The organism is Nonomuraea sp. NPDC050328 (genome assembly GCF_044459405.1).
GTDB lineage: Bacteria > Actinomycetota > Actinomycetes > Streptosporangiales > Streptosporangiaceae > Nonomuraea.
In genome coordinates, this window is the sequence record NZ_JBITIW010000005.1 from 452016 (window position 1) to 468940 (window position 16925).

The window sequence follows — 16925 nt, forward strand, 5'->3', positions numbered from 1 at the left end:
GTGTCGCGGTCGGTGCCAAGAGGGAGCCAAGCGGGCGCGGGCACCCTGGGCGGTGCCCGCACTCCGCGGCGCGCTCCCCAGAAAGGCATCCCATGCGCAGAATCCTGCTGATCCTGGCCGCCCTCCAGGTGGCGGCGGTGATCGTGCAGTTCTACCTGGCCACCTTCGGCGCCTTCCACCGGCCGCAGCCCGCGCCGCTGACCGGCCCGATGGTCCCGCACTTCGTCAACGGCGTCATCGTCATCCCGGTGCTCGCCCTGCTGCTGGCGCTCGTCGCCGCCCTCGCCAAGGCCGGCGGCCGGCAGATCGGCCTCGCGCTCGCGCCGCTGGGCGTGGTCGTCGGGCAGTTGTTCGTGCTCTTCCCGCTGGCCGAGCTGGTCTCCGAGACGCCGGGGTCCTTCAGCCTCGGCACCGACGTGGTGCTGGGCTTCCACGCCATCCTCGGGCTGCTCCTGCTCTGGTCGGTGCTGGCGCAGTTGCGTGACGCGCGGCGGCTGGCCCGGCAGGTCACCGCGTGAGCACCGCCGCGCTCCTGCTGCTCGACGACGTGCTCGTCGCGGCGGTGGCCGTCGCCTGGCCGGTCGCCGCCTACGCCCTGCGGCGCGGCGGCCGCTGGTGGGCGCTGGCTCCCGCGCTCGTGCTGACCGCCGCGCGCGTGGGGGTGGCGGTCGCGCTGGCGGGTTCCGGCTGGTGGTTCGCCGCCGATCGGCTGTTGCTGGCGGTGCCGCTCGTCTCGCTGCCCGCCCTCGTCGTCCTCTACCAGCTCGTACGGCAAGCCGCCGCCCCCGGCCTCCTCCGGCAGGCGGCCCCCGGCCCGGGGCCCGGCGTGGACCCGCGCGTGGTGCTGCTGGCCGCCTACGGCGGGCTGGCCGGGGTGCTGGTCGCGCTGGTCGTCACGCACCCGGTGCGCCCCGTCCACGCCGGGCTGGTCGTCGCGCTGGCCGCCGGAGCGGGGGCGCTCACCTGGCGCGGTCCGCGCCGCCCCGGCAAGGCGGGCACCGCGGCCGGCGTGGCCCTGCTGTGCTTCGCCCTGGTGTGGGCGGTGGCGGCGGTCTCGGCCAGCCGGGTGCCCGAGCGGCTCAACCTCGGCGCGCACGCCATGGCGCAGCCGCTGACCCGTGGCCGTCCCACGGTGCTGGCCGCCGGGCGGGCCGCGGGGGCGCCCGTCCGGCAGGTCTCCACGTTGCGCGAGCCGCCGGGCGCGCCGGACCGGCGATTCACCCTCACCGCGCGGGAGGCCACGATCACCCTCGCCTCCGGCCGGCGGGTGCCGGCCTGGACGTTCGACGGGACGGTGCCCGGCCCGACGCTCCGTGCCGAGGTCGGGGAGCTGGTGGAGGTGCGGCTGGTCAACCGGATGCCGGAGCTCGCGGTCACCCTGCACTGGCACGGGTATCCCGTGCGGGCCGGGGACGACGGGGTGGCCGGCGTCACCCAGGACGCGGTACGGCCCGGCGGGGAGTTCGTGTACCGCTTCCGTGCCACGCAGCCGGGGACGTTCTGGTACCACAGCCACGACCTGTCCGACCCTGCGGTGCGGATGGGGTTGTTCGGCCTGCTGGTGGTCTCCGGCGGGGCGTCGGAGGCGGTGGAGCACACCGTGGTCCTGCACGAGCTGGGCGGGGCGCCGGTGCTCGCGGTGGACGGATCGGCGCCCGCCGAGGGGGTCGTCCGGCAGGCCGCCGAGCCGGGGAGCCGGGTGCGGCTGCGTGTCGCGGTGACCGCCAACACCCCGTCCCTGCTCGGCCTGAGCGGCGTGCCGTACCGGCTGGCGGCCGTGGACGGCCGCGAGCTGACGCGACCCGGGCAGTTGCGTGGGGAGCGGTTGCGGCTGGCGGCGGGCGGCCGGTACGACCTGGTGTTCACCATGCCGCCCGCCGGGGCGGTGGCGCTCTCGGCCGGGAACCGGCTCCTGGTGCTGGGCGACGGCCCCGCGCCCGCGCCGCCGGCGGGGGCGCTGCTGGACATCACCGCCTACGCCCCCGCCGGGCCGCCGCCGCCGCGGCGGTTCGACCGGGAGGTGACCTGGGTGCTGGATCGGCGGCTCACCCTGCTGGACGGGCTGCCCAGGCCGGCCCACACGGTCAACGGCCGGGTGTGGCCGGACATCGAGGCCCCGGTGGTCCGCGAGGGCGAGCTCATCAAGATCACCGTGGTGAACCGCGGCCGGGACACCCACCCCATGCACCCGCACGGCCATGAGGTCCTGGTGCTCTCCCGCAACGGCCGGCCCGCCGGGCGCCTGCGGATGGACACCTTCGACGTCGCCCCGGGCGAGGTCTGGGAGGTGGCGCTGCGCGCGGACAACCCGGGCGTGTGGATGTCGCACTGCCACGACCTGTCGCACGCCGCGCTGGGGATGACCTTCCACCTGGCCTACGAGGGCGTCGGCACGCCGTTCGACGCGGGCCGGTCCTCGGGCAACCACCCCGAGTGATCCACTACTTCCCCGGCCCCGTCCGGGCATCATGACCCTGTGCCCGCATCGGAGATGACCGCGGCCGACGTCCACGCCTTCCTCGACCTGACGGACCGCCTGGGCGTCCGGGTCTGGCTCGACGGCGGCTGGGCGGTGGACGCCTGCCTGGGCGTCCAGACCCGGCCGCACGGCGACCTCGACCTCGCCATCCAGCAGACCGACCTGCCGGCCGTGCTCGCCGCCCTGCACGCCGAAGGCTACGAGCCGGTCCCCCGGGACGACACCACGCCGTGGAACTTCGTGCTGGGCGACCCGGCATGCCACCTGATCGACTTCCACGTGATCGTCCTCGACGAGGACGGCCACGGCGTGTACGGCCCGCCCGAGAACGGCGAGCGCTATCCGGCCGACGCCCTGACCGGCAAGGGCCGCATCGGCGGGCGGGAGGTGGCCTGCGTCAGCCCGGAGTGGCTGGTGCGCTTCCACACCGGCTACGCCGTGGACGCCGACGACTGGGCCGACGTCTCCGCCCTGTGCGAGCGGTTCGGTCTCGCCGTACCGGAGGACTACCGGCACTTCCAGAGCAGCCGGGCAGACTGAGCCGCGCAGCCGGTCGACAGGCCGCGGCCGCGGGCTACGATCCAGGCATGGAGCTGCGCGAGGCCGTCTCGATGTTGTCCCGCACGCCGTCCACCCTGGAGAGCCTCCTGGGCGGGCTCCCCGACGACTGGGTCCATCGCAACGACGGGCCCGGGACGTGGAGCGCCTACGACATCCTGGGCCACCTGGAGACCGGCGACCTCGCCAACTGGCTGCCCCGGGCCCGGGTGATCCTCGACCGCGGCGCCGGGCACACCTTCGAGGCGTTCGACCGCGAGGCCATGTTGCGGCGCGAGCGCGAGCCGCTGGCCGACGTGCTGGCCCGCTTCCGCGAGGTGCGCGCCCGGAGCCTCGCCGAGCTGGACGGCCTCGGCCTCCGCCCCGACGACCTGGCCCGCACCGGCACCCACCCCGAGTTCGGCACCGTCACCCTCGGCCAGCTCCTCGCCACCTGGGTCGCCCACGACCTGACCCACCTCGGGCAGATCGGCGAAGTCCTGGCCCGCCGCTACCGGGACGACGTGGGCCCGTGGCGGGCCTACCTGCCCGCGCTCGACCGGATCGCCGAGGCGGAGTGACCCGCCCGGCGGGTCACCTGATGTCGTTCGCCTTCTTGTAGGCCGTCAGGGCGGGCTTGATGTTCTGCAGGAAGGTCAGCTCGGGATCCAGTTGGAGGCAGATCACGGTGATCTCCAGGTCGGGGCGGACGGCGTAGGGCTCGGGCTCGGCGGGGTCCCGGTCCCACTTGCGCAGCCGCTGGGCGTCGTCGAGGTTGTAGAGGATGTCCGCGCAGCCGCCCTGGATGCGCTTGTTGCCCCACCAGGCGCCGCCGCAGGCCGGGCGCTCGGTGAACACCCACTCGATGACGTTGGCGGTGGGCCACTGCTCGGACTGGCGCAGCCCGGTGAACTCGTCGCTGCGGTAGAAGACCGACTCGGAGTGGCTGTCGTTGGTCCGGACCTGCACGCCGCGGGTGTTGGCGTCCAGGTAGTAGCCCACTCCCTGGCTGGCCTTGGTGAACCGCAGCGGCTTGAAGCCCTCGGCCGCCTTCCCGGGAGCGCGCAGGCCCAGGTGGAAGGTCGCGACGTTCATGCCGGCGGTGACCCCCTTGTTCCTGGCCCGCAGGTCCATCGCGGGGATCGTCCGCGGGTCGATGCCGTATCTCGCCACCGGGATGACTTCGAATCTCATGCACGCTCCTCAGGGCCGGCGCACGTCGCGCCCCCAGAAGGTACGTCCGATCATCGCCGCGGTCGAGAGGCGGAAAGACGTCAGGCCCCCGCCGCAGGAGGGGGTTGCGGCGAGGGCCTGAACGCGTGGGGTGACGCGGAGGGGGACTAGCGGCCGATGTTGGCCGCGTGGCCGATGGCCAGGCCCGACTCCTTGTCGAAGAAGTGCAGGTTGTGGGTGTCCACGACGAGGTCGATGGACTGGCCCGGGCGGACGTGCGAGCGGGCGTTGACGCGCGCGGTCCAGAGGGACTTGTCGCCGACCAGCGGCAGGGCCGCCTCTTCGTCGTCGCCTGTGTCCTGGGCGGCGACGGTGTCCTTGTGCTCGACGGGCGGGGCGTCGATCAGGAACAGGACGTTGATCTCGGAGCCGAGCTCCTCGGTGACCTCGGCCTTGGCCGGGATGGTCGCCCAGCCGTTGGCGTGCTGGCCGGCGGAGGCGGCGTCCTCGAAGTCGGAGGGCCGGATGCCGAGGATGACCTGGCGGCCGATGTACTTGTCGAGGCCCGGCTTGTCGGCGAAGGTGGAGTCCGGGATCGGCAGCTTGTAGCCGGCGAAGGACACCGCGGCGCCGCCGTCGCGGACGATGTCGGCGGTGACGAAGTTCATGGACGGCGAGCCCATGAAGCCGGCGACGAACAGGTTGACCGGCTTGTCGAACAGGTTCTGCGGGGTGTCGACCTGCTGCAGGAGGCCGTCGCGCAGGACGCAGACGCGGTCGCCGAGGGTCATGGCCTCGACCTGGTCGTGGGTGACGTACACGGTGGTGACGCCGAGGCGCTCGTGCATCTGGTTCAGCGAGGCGCGCATGGAGACGCGGAGCTTGGCGTCCAGGTTGGACAGCGGCTCGTCCATGAGGAAGGCCTGCGGCTCGCGGACGATGGCGCGGCCCATGGCGACACGCTGGCGCTGACCACCGGACAGGGCGGCCGGCTTGCGCTTGAGGTAGGTCTCCAGGCCGAGCATCTTGGCGGCCTCGTTGACCCGCTTCTGGATCTCCGGCTTGGGCATCTTGCGGAGCTTGAGGCCGAAGGCGAGGTTCTCCTCGACCGTCATGTGCGGGTAGAGCGCGTAGTTCTGGAAGACCATCGCGATGTCGCGGTCCTTGGGCGGCAGGTGGTTGACGACCTTGTCGCCGATGGAGATCTCGCCGCCGCTGATGTCCTCCAGCCCGGCGATCATCCGGAGCGCGGTGGACTTACCGCATCCGGAGGGGCCGACGAGCACCATGAACTCGCCATCCCGGATCTCAAGGTTGAGGCCGTTGACGGCCTTGACACCGCCGGCGTACACCTTGTCGACGTTGCTCAGAACGATGGATGCCATAACAGTCCTTCGCGCAACCGGGAGGGTGACCCCGGCATGGATACGTTTTCATGCATCTCACCCGAAACGGACATTAATGTCAAGAGTCCTGGGCCATGAGCTGCGCCGTTATCCCGCCGTACTCGACTAGTCTGGAACGGCATGATGGAATCGTTTCCATGCAGCGTGTGACGATCAAGGACGTGGCCGAGGCGGCCGGGGTCGGGGTGGCGACGGTCTCGCGGGTGCTGTCGGGCGGTTCGGCGAGTCCCGAGACGCGCGAGCGGGTGCTGGCGGTCGCCGCGCAGCTCGACTACCGGCCCTCCGCGCTGGGCCGCAACCTGCGCCAGCGGCGGACCGGCGGGCTGGGGCTGCTGCTGCCCGATCTGACCGACGCGTTCTACGGGGCGCTGGCCGAAGGCGTGCTGGCGTGCGCGCGGGCGGTGGGCGAGCCGGTGCAGGTGGGCTCGACCGGCGGCGACCCCGAGCAGGAGGCCGAGCTGGTCGGCGCGCTGCTGGAGCAGAGCATCGACCGGGTGGTCGCGGTGCCGTCGGGCAGCCAGGAGAGCTGGACGCCGGTGGCCCGCGCGGGCATGCGCGTGGTCTTCGCCGACCGCCTGCCGGAGGCGGCCGAGGCCGACACCGAGTCGCTCGGCGACCTGGAGGTGCTCGACGGGCTCCGGCCGCCGCGCCGGCCGGTGGAGGTGCCCTCGGTCCTGGCCGATGACCGCACCGGCATGCGTACGGCGGTGCGTTACCTGACCGGCCTGGGCCATCGCCGCATCGCCTACCTGGGCGGCGCCGGCCACGCCCGCCGGGTGGCGGCCTTCGGCGAGGCGCTGGGCCCGCTGTTCGACGACGAGCTCGTCGTGCTGGCCGAGACGAGCCGGGACTCGGCCTACGCCGCGGCGGCCGGGCTGCTGCAGAGCCGTACGGACCTGACGGCGGTGGTCGCGGGCGGCAACCTGCTGGGCGAGGCGGCGCTGCTGGCGGCGCGGGAGCTGGATCTGCGGCTGCCGAAGGACCTGTCGCTGGTGATGTACGACGACGTGCCGTGGGCCGAGCTGTCGGCGCCGCCGCTGACGGTGATCGCCCAGCCCGCGCGGGAGATCGGCTACCGGGCGGCCGAGCTGGCGCTCCGCCCGGACCTGCGCCGGGCCAGGAGCGTGCTGCTGCCGACCGAGCTGGTCGTGCGCGGGAGCTGCGCCCCCAGACGATCACAGGGCTGAGACGGCTCCCTAGACTGGGCCGCATGAACGAGGCTGATCTGCGCTTCCTGCGCCGCTGCGTCGAGCTGGCCGAGCTCGCCCTGGACAAGGGCGACCAGCCCTTCGGCTCGGTGCTGGTCTCGGCGGACGGCGTCGCGCTGAACGAGGGCCACAACGAGGTCTCCGGCGGCGACCAGACCCGGCACCCGGAGTTCATGCTGGCGCGCTGGGCGGCCGGGCACCTGACCCCGGCCGAGCGCGCGGCGGCGACGGTCTACACCTCCGGTGAGCACTGCGCGATGTGCGCGGCGGCGCACGCCTGGGTGGGGCTGGGCCGCATCGTCTACGCCAGCTCGACCGAGCAGCTCGTGGCCTGGCGGACCGAGCTGGGCGCGCCCGCCGCTCCGGTGCGCGCCCTGGCGATCAACGAGGTGGCCCCGGGCGTCCCCGTGGAGGGGCCGGTCCCCGAGCTGGCCGAGCAGGTCCGGGAGCTGCACCGCAGGTACGCGGCGCGGCACCCGGCCTGAGGACTCAGAGCAGCTTCTCGATCGCCCCGGTGACCTCCGGGTCCTCCGGCTCGGTGCCGGGTCGGAACCGCGCGACCACCGAGCCGTCGCGGTCGAGCAGGAACTTCTCGAAGTTCCACTGCACGTCGCCGGCCTCGCCCGCGGCGTCGGCCGTGCCGACCAGCCCGGCGTAGAGCGGGTGCCGCCCGTCGCCGTTGACCTCGGTCTTCTCCAGCAGCGGGAAGTCGACGCCATAGGTCGCCGAGCAGAACTCCTGGATCTCCTCGGCGCTGCCGGGCTCCTGTCCCATGAACTGGTTGCAGGGCACGCCGACCACGGTGAAACCGCGCGGCCCGTAGGTGCGCTGGAGCGCGACCAGGCCGGCGTACTGCGGGGTCAGGCCGCAGCGGGAGGCCACGTTGACGATCAGGACGGGACCGTCGCCGGCCAGCTCGGCCAGGGTGGTGGGTTCGTCGGCAAGGGTGCGCAGCGGGATGTCGCGAAGACTCATCCTGCGAGCCTACAGAATCACCCTCTCCCGCAAAGTGTGACGCAGTCCACAATTTCCCGACATATCGCCTGAACATCCACTAAAGGGCGAAGATCGGTAAGCCCCTTCCCTTTCAAGGTCAATTCGCGACGGAACGCCCACATGCGCGACGGTGTCGCAGTCCCTCGTGAGCCATCCGAAAGGGAAATCCCCCATGCCGAAGCTCCGCCGTACGAGTGCCCTCTTCGCCGCCGCCGCGCTGGCGGCAGCGGGGACCACGGGCACGACCGCGACCGCCGCGGAGGCAGAGACCAGCAGCGTCAAGGCCCGCAACAAGGCGATCGCGCGGCCCATGGTCGCCCAGCGCGGCTGGAGCCGCGCGCAGTTCCGCTGCCTGGAGCGCCTGTGGACCCGGGAGAGCAACTGGCACCACCGCGCCGGCAACCGTTCCTCGGGCGCCTACGGCATCCCGCAGGCGGTGCCCGCGCACAAGATGTCCACCCACGGCCGCGACTGGCGCACCAACCCCCGCACCCAGATCGCGTGGGGGCTGAGCTACATCAAGCAGCGGTACGGCACGCCGTGCGGGGCTTGGTCGCAGTTCCTCGCACGAGGCTGGTACTGAGCCCGCCCCACGCCGCCGCCAAGGCGCGGTGAAGCCCGGGTAGGTCAGCCACCGGGGCGGCCCAAGGCGGACCCGCGAGGCCGCCTGCCGTACCGAATGGTCCGGCAAACACCTGTCTGTCGCCCCCGGCATTCGTGTCCCGGTGGGGCGAAGCCGTACTAGAACCGCCTACAGAGCACGTCGCGGGCCTGCCGGGCCGTCAGAACGCTGGGCGGTACCAGATCCCGGCCAGGCCGCGCGGACCCCGCTCGCCCGAGCCACGGGCGCGCCGGAGACGGGCCCTGCAGGAGGAACCGGGGCCCTGTCCGCACGCGACCGGACAGCAAGGATCGATTTGAACAGCAAAAGCGCTCTGTGCGGAACGTTCGCCGTGGTGGCCTTCACCTGTGCGAGCACCGCGACCGCAGCGGCGGACACGGAGACAGGAACGGCCGCGGACTCCGGGCCAGGCACCGTCATCGTCCGGGCGACCGCCGAGGCCGCCCACGACAAGCCCGGGGCCACCCGGACCTGGCGCACCGACGCCGGGCCGGCCGAGCACGTGGGGTCGTGGCGGACCAGCGTCCGGCCGAAGACCCCGGTCAGGCGTCCGGGCAAGGACACCAACAAGCGGATCGCGCGCGACATGCTCCAGCAGCGGGCGTGGTCCTTCCAGGAGTTCCGGTGCCTGGACAGCCTCTGGACCCGGGAGAGCAACTGGAACCACCGGGCCCAGAACCCGTCCTCCGGCGCCTACGGCATCCCGCAGGCGCTGCCCGCGGGCAAGATGTCCGGGGCGGGACGGGACTGGCGGCACAATCCGGCCACCCAGATCCGCTGGGGCCTGAGGTACATCAAGGACCGCTACGGCCGCCCCTGCGGGGCCTGGGGTCATTTCAGATCGCACAACTGGTACTAGGCAGCCGCTCAGGGGAAGGTGCGGGTGCGCGTGCGAGGGGGCCGGTCGCCTGGGCGACCGGCCCTTTCGTGCACCTGGGCCGATCATCCTGACCGAAGCCCGGTCAGACGGGCTTCCTGCGCGGATGTACGGCTATCGCCTGGATGAGCAGTTCGACGCCGAAGGCGAACTCCTCCTCGTGGTCGCAGACGTTGAGCAACGACGCCAGCTCTCCCACCTGCGGGAACAACGCCCGGTCGACCTCCTGCGGCCGCACCGCCGAGCCGTGGGCGGGCGCGAAGGTCGGGGTGACGCCCACCTCGCGCAGCAACGAGCCGACGATGTAGGCGATGAAGATCCGCAGCATGCGCACCGAGTCGGGCCCGTCGAAGCCGGCGCTGCGCAACGTCGCCAGGGCCCGCTCCACCGGCAGCAGCCCGGCGGTGGAGTTGAGCTGGCGGCTGACCACGACCATGGTCGAGCGCGGGTAGTGGCTGGCGATCTGCCGGAAGGCGTGCGCCTGCATGCGGACGCGGTCGGGCCAGGGGGCGTCGGGGTCGTCCCTGAACTCGATCTTCGACAGCACCGTCTCGGCGACGCCTTCGAGCAGCGCGGCCTTGTTCGGCACGTGGTTGTAGAGCGTCATCACGCCCACCCCCAGGTCGGCCGCGATGCGGCGCATCGAGACCGCGTCGGCGCCCTCGCGTTCGATGAGCTCGATCGCCGTCTCGACGATGGTGCTGCGATTCAGGGCCACCCCGCCATTCTATTGACGTACGTACACCGTACGTGTCACCGTGCACGTACAGCGTACGTATCTGGGAGGCCCCCGCATGTCGACCCATGACCTGTACACGATCCCCGCCTCGCTCGCGACCTGGGACGTCGAGATGTCCGGCGCTTCCAGGTTCACCTGGGAGTACGACGACGGCCGGGACCGCATGCTCGCCCTCTACCAGAAGGGCAAGGACAAGCAGTGGGACTCCACCAAGCGCATCGATTGGTCGCTGGAGGTGGACCCCTACAACGTCCTGGGCATCCCCGACCAGACGATCGCCATCTACGACACCCCGCTGTGGCACCGCATGTCGCCCGAGATGCGCAACGAGGTCCGCCGGCACGGCGCCGCCTGGCAGTTCTCCCAGTTCCTGCACGGCGAGCAGGGCGCGATGATCTGCTCGGCGAAGATCGTCGAATCGGTGCCCGACCTCGACTCCAAGTTCTACGCCGCCACGCAGACCATGGACGAGGCGCGGCACGCCGAGACCTACGCCCGCTTCTTACAGGAGAAGGTCGGCCTGGCCTTCCCGATCAACGAGCACCTCAAGGCGCTGCTCGACTCCACGCTGTCCGACTCCCGCTGGGACATGCCCTACCTCGGCATGCAGGTGCTCATCGAGGGCCTGGCCCTGGCCGCCTTCGGCGTCATGCGCGACATCACCACCCAGCCGCTGCCCAAGCAGATCCTCGCCTACGTCATGCAGGACGAGGCCCGCCACGTCGCCTTCGGCCGCATGGCGTTGCGCGACTACTACAAGAACCTCTCCGACAGCGAGCTGCGCGAGCGCGAGGACTTCGTCATCGAGGGCTGCTACCTCATGCGCGACCGGCTGCGCGGGCAGGAGAGCTGGGAGTCGCTCGGCCTGTCCAAGACCGAGGTCGCCGAGGCGATGACCGCCGTGGACAACTCCGAGTACCTGCGGCTGTTCCGCTCCCTGCTGTTCAGCCGGATCGTGCCGTGCGTCAAGGACATCGGCCTGTGGTCGCCGCGGCTGCAGCAGGCGTACGCGGACATGGGCGTGCTGGAGATGGCCGGCCAGTCGCTGGAGGCGCTCATGAAGCAGGACGAGGACATCGCCGACCGCCTCGACCGGGAACGCTTCGCGGCCGAGGAGGCCGAACGCGCCGAGGAGGTCGCCGAGACGATCGCGACCGGCGCGGCCGAGGCCTGAGCCCGCCCTGCGGCCGGTCAAATCCTCACCAGCCCCGCCACCTGCGGCACCCGCCGTGGGTACCGGACGAGCATGAGACGAGCGTTGGCCCTGGTGGCCGTGACGGGGCTGGTGGCAGGGCTGGCGGCGGGGCTGGCGGGGTGCGGGTCGGACGGGCCGGATCCGCTGCGCGGCCAGCAGTGGGCGCTGGGCGGGCTGAACCTGCCCGGCGCCTGGGACCAGAGCAGGGGCGGCGACATCGTCGTGGCGGTGGTGGACACCGGGGTGGACCTCGGGCATCCCGACCTGAAGGACCACCTGGTGGACGGGTACGACTTCGTCGCCGGCGACGAGGAGGCCGCCGACCAGAACGGGCACGGCACGCACGTGGCCGGGATCGCGGCCGCGGTGACCGACAACGGCGTCGGCGTGGCGGGCGGGGCGCCGGAGGCGAAGATCATGCCGGTGCGGGTGCTGTCCACGCTGGGCGCGGGCGACAACGCGACCATCATCAAGGGTGTCATCTGGGCGGCCGACCACGGCGCCCAGGTGATCAACCTGTCGCTGGGCGAGTCGGGGCTGATGTCGCGGCTGCTCAAGGGCGGGGTGCTGAACCAGGCGATCCAGTACGCGTGGAACAAGGGCGCGGTGGTCGTCGCGGCGGCCGGCAACGACGCGACGATCAAGCAGCCGTACAAGGTGGGCACGCCGGTCCTGGTCGTCGGGGCGAGCGACCCGCAGGGCCGGCCCGCGTCGTTCACCAACGTCGGGGCCGAGGGGCAGGTCAGCGCGCCGGGGGTGGGGATCCTGTCCACCCTGCCCACCTACGCCACGCCGGAGACGGTCAAGAACACCTCGGGGTACGGCAAGCTGGACGGGACCTCGATGGCCGCGCCGTACGTGTCGGCGGTGGTGGCGTTGCTCCTGGCCCAGGGGCGCACCCCGGCGGAGGCCGTGCAGGCCATCCGGACGACGGCCCGCAACCCCTCCGGCGACCCGCGGCTGGGTGCAGGGGTTGTGGACGCCCGCGCGGCCCTCTCGGAGGCGACGGCCGGCCTCCGCCGACCCGTCCACCCGTAAGACCTTGTGGTGGGGTCAGGTCCGGCGGTGGCGGCCGGTGAGCCAGGCCCCGACCGCCAGGAGCAGGCCGGCGACCCCGATCACCAGCAGTCCGATCCACAACGACCGGGTGAGCGCGTCGAAGAAGGCCGCCGCCGCCGCGGGATCGAGCCCCTTGGTCCCGGTCGCCCCGAGATAGCCCGACCGGGCCCACGCCAGCACCCCGGCCAGCACCGCCATGCCCAGCGCCAGCCCGAGCCCGGTCCACACCAGCGCCCGCGACCGCCGCCGCGCGGCCAGCACCCCGAGGACCAGCAGGACCACCGTGAGCCCGGGCAAGACCCACTTCAGCTTCGCCGCCCACTGATAAAGGCTCTGGTAGAACGCCAGATCCTCCACCTGGACGAGCTCGATCGTGGGATGCGCCGCGGGGATCCGCCCCGCGAAGGTCAGCCCCGAGGCGACGAGCTGCTGCTTGATCCCGTTGATCAGCGGCCCGAGGTCCAGGCTCACCGTGGTCCCGTCCTCCGTGACCAGCGAGCCGCCGCCCTCCCCCGACAGCAGCGCGTCGAGCTGGTCGTGCGCGACGCGGTTGGCCTCGGTCCAGGCGCGGGCGAAGGCGTCGCTGGTGACCACCCGCTGCACCGCGCCCCGCACCGCGCGGTCGAGCGGGAGGTACTGGACGATCTCGTCGGTGAGCCGTTCGGTGACGGCCGACTGGACGGCCGGATCGTCCGCGAGCGGGCCGACGGCGGCGACGTAACGGTCGGAGTCGACGATCTCGTTGGCCGCCCAGAACCCCGCCACCGCCACGGGCGCCAGCACGCACCCGGCGACGAGCAGCAGGGCGGCCAGGACTTTTCTCAGCACACGGGTCTCATGACCGCTGCCGTGCATGGCCATATACCCGGCTTGGGAGCGGCTTCGCAAAGGGGCGGGCATCTTCGCGACTATGCCCGCCGGGGATCACGGCCAGGCTACGGCGAGCTTCGCCGTACAAGCCGCGTTTGCCGACGGAATACTACGGAGAGTTAAAGAGCGATACTCAAAGTGTTCAAAGGAGTCTCCCGGTGGACGGTTTCCCGCGGATTCCCGCCCAGGCCTCGGCTCGCCGGGAGCGCGTCCTGATCATCGGCGCGGGGATCGCCGGGCTGGCGGCCGGCCGCGCGCTCAGCGAACGAGGGCACCCGGTCACCGTCCTGGAGGCCCGCAACCGCGTCGGCGGCCGGATCTGGACCGACGGCCACGGCGTCGACCTGGGCGCGCACTGGATCCACGGCACCGAGGGCAACCCGGTGACCGCCCTGGTCGAGCAGCTCGACCTGCCCTACAGCTACGTCGGCGGCGACAGCTCCTACACCGGCGGGCTCGACAGCCTCCACCTGTTCGGCCCGGACCGGCGGCTGACCAGCCAGAGCGCCAAGAACCGCACCCAGGAGCTGGCCGACGAGGTGCTGCACGAGGTCGAGCAGCGCGCCCTGCTCGCCCGCCGGCACGGCCGGCCCGACCAGCCGCTCGGCGAGGTGATCGGCGAGGTCCTCGCGGCTCGGGCCTACGGGCCGGAGGACGAGCAGGCCGTCCGCTATCACCTCAACGTCATCCTGCGCGAAGACGTCGCGGAGGACGCGGCCAGGCTGTCGTTCAAGTTCTGGGAGGAGGGCTACCTGGTCTACGGCCACGGCGACAGCGTGCTGCACCAGGGCTACCAGGCGGTCGCCGACTCCCTGGCCGCCGGGCAGGACATCAGGCTGGGGCACGTGGTGACCGGCGTCGACGCCGGCTCCCTGCCGGTGCGCGTCACGACCGGCCTGGGGGACTTCGAGGCGGAGAAGGTGCTGGTGACCGTACCGCTCGGGGTGCTCAAAGCCGGGACGGTGGAGTTCCGGCCGCCGCTGCCCGCCGCGAAGCGGGCGGCGATCGACCGGCTCGGCTTCGGCACCCTCAACAAGATCGCCCTGCACTACCGCGAGCGGTTCTGGCCCGACGACCGGTACGTCTTCGGCTACCTGTGCCGCGACACCGACCGCTACCCGACCGTGGTCGTGAACATGTGGAAGACGCACGGCCGGCCGATCCTCGTCCTGCTGGTCGGTGCCTCCCTCGGCCGGGAGATCGAGTCCTGGAGCGAGCGGCGGGTGGCCGGCTACGCCAGCACGGTGATCGAGGACATCTTCGGGCCCGCCGTCCCCGCCCCGGAGTCGATCTCGCGCACCGCCTGGTCGGCCGATCCGTTCGCGCGCGGCTCCTACACCTGCATCGGCGTCGGCTCCTCCCCCGCCGACCTCGACGTCCTGGCCGAGCCCGTCGCCGGGCGCCTCTACTTCGCCGGCGAGGCGACCAACAGCCACCACTGGGGGTGCGTGCACAGCGCCTACGAGTCGGGCCTGCGCGAAGCCGCCCGGATCAGCGGCGACGCCGCCCTGTACAGCCCGCCCGCGACCGAGACCCCGCGACGCCAGCGGCGCGACATCGACCGGATGAAGCGCTTCGCGCGGCTGCGGATCGGCACCGTCAACGACGCCGAGCTCCGCCGCCGGGTCGAGTGCCTGCGCGCGGGCAGCGACCCGTACGGCGTGCGGCTGTTCGAGTCGCTGGCCGAGGCCGAACTGGAGACGCTGGCCTCGATGCTCGACGAGCTCGGCTTCGCCGCCGGCGAGCGCGTCTGCCGCGAGGACGACCACGGCAACGGCCTCTTCCTGGTCGCCGGCGGCGAGGTCGAGGTGGACTTCGGCGGCGTCTACCAGCCCGCCGTCCTGGGCCGGGGCGCGGTGCTGGGCGCGCACGACCTGTTCTTCGACGCCCGCACCGCCTCCGTCACCGCGGTCGGCGAGGTCTGCGTCTACTCACTCGACGAGTACCGCTACCGCACCTTTCTCAGCGCCTTCCCTGAAGTGCTGATGTCGATGCTGGCCGACCTGGTGCGGCGGTGGGAACAGCTCGAGACCGCCCTCGGCGCGCAGCCCCTCACCGGCGCCGAACGCCTCCGCCCCGCCACGGACGCCTAGCGCACGGCCCTACCGGGTGTTCGCCATGGCGGCGAACCCTCCGGCCTGGTAGGAGCCGCCCTTCTGGCGCACGATCACCAGCAGCCGGTTGGCCGCGTTGATCATCGCGACCAGGTAGACCAGCGCGGCGATCTGGTCGTCGTCGAAGTGCTCACGCACCTCGGCCCACGTCTCGTCGGACACGCCGGTGTGCGCGTCGGCGAGCCGGGTGCCCTCCTCGGCCAGGGCCAGCGCCGCGCGCTCGGCGCCGGTGAAGACGCTCGCCTCACGCCAGGCGGCGACCAGGTTGATCCGGGTCGCGAACTCCCCCGCCGCCGCCAGCTCCTTGGCGTGGGCGTCCACGCAGTAGCCGCAGCCGTTGATCTGGCTGGCGCGCAGCTCCAGGATCTCCATCAGCGGCTTCGGCAACGTGGACCCCATGATCGCCATGCTGACGCTCTGGAACCGCTTGCCGAGCTTGGCGCCGAGCTCGTTGGCGGTCAGGTCGAAACGCAGGACACTCATCTCGTGCTCATTCCTTGGTGTCGTGCCTTTGCGGACGAACACCAGACGCGGCCGGCCCGCCCGGCGTAACACCGCGCGGAACGTGACCCAGGCCGGTGTTACAAAGGACCCGGTCCCGTCGTCCTGTGCGTGACATGGGAACGAAAGGAGCCGCCATGCCGAGTCCGGCCGAAACAGGTCCGCAGAGCGCCACCGCCGCCTTCGTGGCGCACCGCAACCTGCTGTTCACCGTGGCCTACGAGATGCTCGGCTCGGCCGCCGACGCGGAGGACGTGCTGCAGGAGACCTGGCTGCGCTGGTCGGGCGTCGACCTCGCCGCCGTGCGGGACCAGCGGGCCTACCTCGTACGGATCACCACCCGCCAGGCGCTCGACCGGTTGCGCGCCCTCGCCCGCCGCAAGGAGTCCTACGTCGGGCCGTGGCTGCCGGAGCCGTTGCTGACCGCGCCCGACGTGGCCGAGGACGTCGAGCTGGCCGACAGCGTGTCGATGGCGATGATGCTGGTGCTCGAGACGCTCATCCCGATCGAGCGGGCCGTCTTCGTGCTGCGCGAGGTGTTCGACCTGGACTACGACGAGATCGCCGACGCCGTCGGCAAGTCCCCCGCCGCCGTCCGCCAGCTCGCCTACCGGGCCCGAGCCCACGTCGCCGCCCGCCGCCCCCGCGGCGTGGCCTCCCCGGCCGAGGCCCGGGACGCGCTCGCGGCCTTCCAGCGCGCGATCACCACCGGCGACCTGCGGGAACTGCTCGACCGCCTGGCCCCCGACGTCGTCTTCCTCGGCGACGGCGGCGGCATCAAGCAGGCCCTGCTCTCCCCCGTGCACGGCGCCGCATCCGTCGCCGCCGTCCTGACCGCCGGGCTGGCCGGCTTCGCCGCCGCCACCCTGACCCCGGCCCAGATCAACGGCCACCCTGCGCTCGTCGTCCGCATCGACGGCCAGATCGACACCGTCCTGGCCCTGCACGTCCACCACGGCCTCATCACCGGGCTCTACGCGGTGCGCAACCCGGAGAAGCTGTCCCGCCTGCACCACGAAACCACCCTCCGCCGCTGACCCTGCCCAGGCGTACCATTACCCCTGGTGAGCGAGCCCGGAGCCATTCAAGATCCCTTCCCGACATGACCGGAGGCCAGGTGGGGTCCCACCAGCAGGTTTCATGCCGGCG

Annotated in this window: 18 protein-coding genes; 12 read left to right on the top strand and 6 right to left on the bottom strand. The window is 72.3% G+C overall.

The window, feature by feature from the left end:
* Positions 1 to 92: 92 nt before the first annotated feature.
* From ACIBG7_RS21745 to ACIBG7_RS21760, 4 genes are read left to right on the top strand one after another with little or no spacing between them, the layout of a single operon-like run.
* Positions 93 to 518, top strand: a complete 426-nt coding sequence (locus ACIBG7_RS21745) for a hypothetical protein (RefSeq protein ID WP_357920745.1) — start codon at positions 93 to 95, stop codon at positions 516 to 518.
* A complete protein-coding gene (locus ACIBG7_RS21750) occupies positions 515 to 2437 on the top strand; it encodes a multicopper oxidase family protein (protein WP_397337383.1) in 1923 nt (640 codons plus the stop codon). The genes ACIBG7_RS21745 and ACIBG7_RS21750 overlap by 4 nt, the downstream gene beginning before the upstream one ends.
* Positions 2438 to 2476: 39 nt before the next feature.
* Positions 2477 to 3019, top strand: a complete 543-nt coding sequence (locus ACIBG7_RS21755) for a nucleotidyltransferase domain-containing protein (protein ID WP_397337384.1) — start codon at positions 2477 to 2479, stop codon at positions 3017 to 3019.
* A gap of 47 nt (positions 3020 to 3066) precedes the next feature.
* Entirely contained in the window at positions 3067 to 3597 is a 531-nt protein-coding gene (locus tag ACIBG7_RS21760) for a DinB family protein (RefSeq protein WP_357920754.1), read from the top strand.
* Between the two features lie 13 nt (positions 3598 to 3610).
* On the opposite strand, the gene ACIBG7_RS21765 is transcribed toward ACIBG7_RS21760, so the two are convergent.
* Positions 3611 to 4210: a hypothetical protein gene (locus ACIBG7_RS21765; RefSeq protein WP_357920756.1), complete on the bottom strand. Its 600-nt coding sequence runs from the start codon at positions 4208 to 4210 to the stop codon at positions 3611 to 3613.
* A 146-nt stretch (positions 4211 to 4356) separates the two neighbouring features.
* Positions 4357 to 5574 (bottom strand): sn-glycerol-3-phosphate ABC transporter ATP-binding protein UgpC, encoded by a 1218-nt coding sequence (locus tag ACIBG7_RS21770; RefSeq protein ID WP_357920758.1) that lies wholly within the window; start codon positions 5572 to 5574, stop codon positions 4357 to 4359.
* 158 nt (positions 5575 to 5732) lie between these two features.
* Here ACIBG7_RS21770 and ACIBG7_RS21775 point away from each other — a divergent pair, with 158 nt between their 5' ends.
* Both ACIBG7_RS21775 and ACIBG7_RS21780 read left to right on the top strand, forming a co-directional pair.
* Positions 5733 to 6782, top strand: a complete 1050-nt coding sequence (locus ACIBG7_RS21775) for a LacI family DNA-binding transcriptional regulator (RefSeq protein ID WP_357920759.1) — start codon at positions 5733 to 5735, stop codon at positions 6780 to 6782.
* A 23-nt stretch (positions 6783 to 6805) separates the two neighbouring features.
* Positions 6806 to 7288 (top strand): nucleoside deaminase, encoded by a 483-nt coding sequence (locus tag ACIBG7_RS21780; protein ID WP_357920762.1) that lies wholly within the window; start codon positions 6806 to 6808, stop codon positions 7286 to 7288.
* Between the two features lie 4 nt (positions 7289 to 7292).
* On the opposite strand, the gene ACIBG7_RS21785 is transcribed toward ACIBG7_RS21780, so the two are convergent.
* A complete protein-coding gene (locus tag ACIBG7_RS21785) occupies positions 7293 to 7778 on the bottom strand; it encodes a glutathione peroxidase (RefSeq protein WP_397337385.1) in 486 nt (161 codons plus the stop codon).
* 193 nt (positions 7779 to 7971) lie between these two features.
* On the opposite strand from ACIBG7_RS21785, the gene ACIBG7_RS21790 reads away from it, so the two are divergent.
* The gene (locus ACIBG7_RS21790) at positions 7972 to 8382 is read left to right on the top strand and encodes a transglycosylase SLT domain-containing protein (protein ID WP_357920768.1); all 411 of its coding nucleotides are present in this window, start codon (positions 7972 to 7974) and stop codon (positions 8380 to 8382) included.
* 334 nt (positions 8383 to 8716) lie between these two features.
* Positions 8717 to 9280, top strand: a complete 564-nt coding sequence (locus ACIBG7_RS21795) for a transglycosylase SLT domain-containing protein (protein ID WP_397337386.1) — start codon at positions 8717 to 8719, stop codon at positions 9278 to 9280.
* A 103-nt stretch (positions 9281 to 9383) separates the two neighbouring features.
* Here the strand turns inward: ACIBG7_RS21795 and ACIBG7_RS21800 are convergent, their stop codons facing one another.
* The gene (locus tag ACIBG7_RS21800; RefSeq protein ID WP_357920773.1) at positions 9384 to 10016 is read right to left on the bottom strand and encodes a TetR/AcrR family transcriptional regulator C-terminal domain-containing protein; all 633 of its coding nucleotides are present in this window, start codon (positions 10014 to 10016) and stop codon (positions 9384 to 9386) included.
* Between the two features lie 76 nt (positions 10017 to 10092).
* On the opposite strand from ACIBG7_RS21800, the gene ACIBG7_RS21805 reads away from it, so the two are divergent.
* Together ACIBG7_RS21805 and ACIBG7_RS21810 are read left to right on the top strand one after the other, a co-directional pair.
* A complete protein-coding gene (locus ACIBG7_RS21805; protein ID WP_397337387.1) occupies positions 10093 to 11211 on the top strand; it encodes a ferritin-like domain-containing protein in 1119 nt (372 codons plus the stop codon).
* A gap of 72 nt (positions 11212 to 11283) precedes the next feature.
* Positions 11284 to 12270, top strand: coding sequence for a S8 family peptidase (locus ACIBG7_RS21810; RefSeq protein ID WP_397337388.1), 987 nt, complete (start codon positions 11284 to 11286; stop codon positions 12268 to 12270).
* 15 nt (positions 12271 to 12285) lie between these two features.
* Here the strand turns inward: ACIBG7_RS21810 and ACIBG7_RS21815 are convergent, their stop codons facing one another.
* Entirely contained in the window at positions 12286 to 13119 is an 834-nt protein-coding gene (locus tag ACIBG7_RS21815) for a hypothetical protein (RefSeq protein WP_397337389.1), read from the bottom strand.
* A gap of 200 nt (positions 13120 to 13319) precedes the next feature.
* Here ACIBG7_RS21815 and ACIBG7_RS21820 point away from each other — a divergent pair, with 200 nt between their 5' ends.
* Positions 13320 to 15254 carry an FAD-dependent oxidoreductase gene (locus tag ACIBG7_RS21820; protein ID WP_397337390.1) on the top strand — a complete coding sequence of 645 codons (1935 nt, stop codon included), beginning with the start codon at positions 13320 to 13322 and terminating at the stop codon, positions 15252 to 15254.
* 9 nt (positions 15255 to 15263) lie between these two features.
* Here the strand turns inward: ACIBG7_RS21820 and ACIBG7_RS21825 are convergent, their stop codons facing one another.
* Positions 15264 to 15758 (bottom strand): carboxymuconolactone decarboxylase family protein, encoded by a 495-nt coding sequence (locus ACIBG7_RS21825; RefSeq protein WP_397337391.1) that lies wholly within the window; start codon positions 15756 to 15758, stop codon positions 15264 to 15266.
* 155 nt (positions 15759 to 15913) lie between these two features.
* Between ACIBG7_RS21825 and ACIBG7_RS21830 the strand changes: the two genes are divergently transcribed.
* The gene (locus tag ACIBG7_RS21830; RefSeq protein WP_357920790.1) at positions 15914 to 16813 is read left to right on the top strand and encodes an RNA polymerase sigma-70 factor; all 900 of its coding nucleotides are present in this window, start codon (positions 15914 to 15916) and stop codon (positions 16811 to 16813) included.
* Positions 16814 to 16925: the final 112 nt, after the last annotated feature.

What these genes read in the sequence shown, in the direction of transcription:
- ACIBG7_RS21760 (WP_357920754.1), top strand. Translation starts at nt 3,067, where the DNA reads ATGGAGCTGCGCGAGGCCGTCTCGATGTTGTCCCGCACGCCGTCCACC.
- ACIBG7_RS21775 (WP_357920759.1), top strand. Translation starts at nt 5,733, where the DNA reads ATGCAGCGTGTGACGATCAAGGACGTGGCCGAGGCGGCCGGGGTCGGG.
- ACIBG7_RS21830 (WP_357920790.1), top strand. Translation starts at nt 15,914, where the DNA reads ATGCCGAGTCCGGCCGAAACAGGTCCGCAGAGCGCCACCGCCGCCTTC.
- ACIBG7_RS21765 (WP_357920756.1), bottom strand. Translation starts at nt 4,210, where the DNA reads ATGAGATTCGAAGTCATCCCGGTGGCGAGATACGGCATCGACCCGCGG.
- ACIBG7_RS21745 (WP_357920745.1), top strand. Translation starts at nt 93, where the DNA reads ATGCGCAGAATCCTGCTGATCCTGGCCGCCCTCCAGGTGGCGGCGGTG.
- ACIBG7_RS21770 (WP_357920758.1), bottom strand. Translation starts at nt 5,574, where the DNA reads ATGGCATCCATCGTTCTGAGCAACGTCGACAAGGTGTACGCCGGCGGT.
- ACIBG7_RS21805 (WP_397337387.1), top strand. Translation starts at nt 10,093, where the DNA reads ATGTCGACCCATGACCTGTACACGATCCCCGCCTCGCTCGCGACCTGG.
- ACIBG7_RS21825 (WP_397337391.1), bottom strand. Translation starts at nt 15,758, where the DNA reads ATGAGTGTCCTGCGTTTCGACCTGACCGCCAACGAGCTCGGCGCCAAG.
- ACIBG7_RS21790 (WP_357920768.1), top strand. Translation starts at nt 7,972, where the DNA reads ATGCCGAAGCTCCGCCGTACGAGTGCCCTCTTCGCCGCCGCCGCGCTG.
- ACIBG7_RS21780 (WP_357920762.1), top strand. Translation starts at nt 6,806, where the DNA reads ATGAACGAGGCTGATCTGCGCTTCCTGCGCCGCTGCGTCGAGCTGGCC.
- ACIBG7_RS21810 (WP_397337388.1), top strand. Translation starts at nt 11,284, where the DNA reads ATGAGACGAGCGTTGGCCCTGGTGGCCGTGACGGGGCTGGTGGCAGGG.
- ACIBG7_RS21785 (WP_397337385.1), bottom strand. Translation starts at nt 7,778, where the DNA reads ATGAGTCTTCGCGACATCCCGCTGCGCACCCTTGCCGACGAACCCACC.